The organism is Mycobacterium simiae (assembly GCF_008370645.1).
GTDB classification, from domain to species: Bacteria; Actinomycetota; Actinomycetes; order Mycobacteriales; family Mycobacteriaceae; genus Mycobacterium; species Mycobacterium simiae_A.
Genome location: NZ_VTZN01000345.1, coordinates 1 through 2,103 on the forward strand (window position 1 = coordinate 1; position 2,103 = coordinate 2,103).

The window sequence follows — 2,103 nt, forward strand, 5'->3', positions numbered from 1 at the left end:
GCGCGACGCTCCCCGACCGCCACCACAGCGGCGGCACCGTCAGCAAACAAGGCGCTGCCCACCAGACCGGCCAGCGAGGGCTTGTATCCGGGGTAAGTGAGCGAACAGAGCTCGACGGCGACCAGGGCCGCGATGCTGTCGGGGGCACCGCGCAGATAGTCGTGCAGCCGGGCCACACCGGCCGCTCCGGCGACGCAACCCAGGCCGAACAGCGGTAGGCGTCGCACATCCGGGCGCAGTCCGACGCGGCCGGCGATGCGGGCATCTAGCGATGGCACCGCCAGACCGGTGACCGTGGTGGTGATGAGCAGGTCAAGGTCCGCGGGTTGAAGTCCAGCCTCATCCAGCGCCCCCATCAACGCCTCTACGCCGAGGTCAACGGCCTTGTCGAGAAAAATCCCGTTGGCCTCGCCGAAGTCATTGAGCTTCGGGTACTTCTCCAGCGGCAAGACCAGGTGGCGACTGTTGACCTTCGAGTTGGCATGCAGTTGCCGAACGACGTCTTCGTAACCGTGAAAGTCCGGGATACTGACAAAGGTGTCGGTGAGTTCACGCTGCGAGTAGCGGTAGGGCGGCAAAGCCCCGAACACGCCCGCGATGACGCTCATTGGGCCCACCCCCTAAACACGAACATCAACGCTGGAACGTTCAACAGGATCCGCTAAGGCTCGCTAGTTTAGTCGGCTTGTGATCGACCGACAAAGCAGCTAGGACGGCTCAGCACGTCAGTTCGCGATGAAGCCGGGCGGCGACCTCCTTAACCAGCTTAAGTTGTTCGGCGACCCGGATGGGCGCGGTCCCACCTCGGGCGTCACGCGACGCCACGGACCCCTTAATCGTCAGGACCTCGCGGACTCGCGGCGTGAGATCAGCGCTGATCGCGGCAAGCTCATCGTCGGTCAGCTCGAGCAAACCGACGCCGCGCGCCTCGGCGACCCGCACAGCGGCGCCGGCGGTCTCGTGCGCGGTCCGAAACGAGACGCCTTGGCGAACCAGCCATTCAGCGATGTCGGTGGCCAGCGTGTAGCCGGCAGGCGCCAACGCCCCCATCCGCTCGACATCAAAGGTCAGGCTGCCCACCAGGCCCGCCATCGCCGGCAACAGCAACTCCAGCTGAGCCACCGAGTCGAACACCGGCTCCTTGTCTTCTTGAAGATCGCGGTTGTAGGCCAGCGGCTGGGCCTTCAGCGTGGCCATCAGGCCGGCGAGGTTTCCGATGAGCCGTCCGGACTTGCCGCGGGCCAGCTCGGCGATGTCAGGGTTCTTTTTCTGCGGCATGATCGAGCTACCGGTCGACCACGAGTCGTGCAAGGTGACATAGCCGAATTCCGTCGAGCTCCAGATAATGATGTCCTCGGCCAGCCGCGAGAGGTCCACAGCGATCATGGCCAACACGAACGCCGCTTCGGCGGCGAAATCGCGGGCTGCGGTCGCGTCGACGGAATTGTCAGCAGCAGCGGAAAAGCCCAAATCAGCTGCGATCGCGTCCGGATCGAGGCCCAGCGACGAGCCGGCCAAGGCGCCCGAGCCGTATGGGGACACTGACGCGCGCTTGTCGAAGTCGACGATCCGTTCCACGTCGCGCAGCAGCGGGTGCGCGTGCGCGAGCAGATGGTGGGCCAGCAGGATCGGCTGCGCGGATTGCAGGTGGGTCTTGCCGGGCATGATCGCCGTCGGGTGCGCGCCGGCCTGATCAGCTAGGGCTGTGACGACAGAGAGCACACCATCAGCGACCCGGCGCACGGCGTCGCGCAGCCACATCCGAAACAAGGTGGCGATTTGGTCGTTGCGTGAGCGGCCTGCCCTTAGCCGGCCACCCAGTTCCGGCCCGACGCGCTCGATCAGTCCGCGTTCCAGCGCTGCGTGCACGTCCTCGTCAGTGGCCAGCGGGCCGAAGCTGCCGTCGGCCACGTCGCGGGCCAGGCTGTCCAGACCCGCCAAGAGCCCGTCGCGCTGCTGGTCGGTGAGCAGCCGCGCTCCGAAGAGCACCTTGGCGTGGGCCCGGGAGGCTTTGATGTCGTAGGGAGCCAGCACCCAGTCGAAGTGGGTGGACTTGCTCAGTGCGGCCAGCGCGTCGGACGGGCCACCGGTGAACCGCCCGCC

General features: G+C 66.4%; 1 protein-coding gene and 1 pseudogene. Both read right to left on the reverse strand.

What is annotated here, in order from left to right; genetic code table 11:
• Positions 1 to 608: pseudogene (locus tag F0Q45_RS25600) on the reverse strand (type III polyketide synthase); the annotation flags it as partial.
• A gap of 109 nt (positions 609 to 717) precedes the next feature.
• The coding region (gene argH, locus F0Q45_RS25605; RefSeq protein ID WP_149656540.1) for an argininosuccinate lyase at positions 718 to 2,103 on the reverse strand (1,386 nt) is incomplete at its 5' end.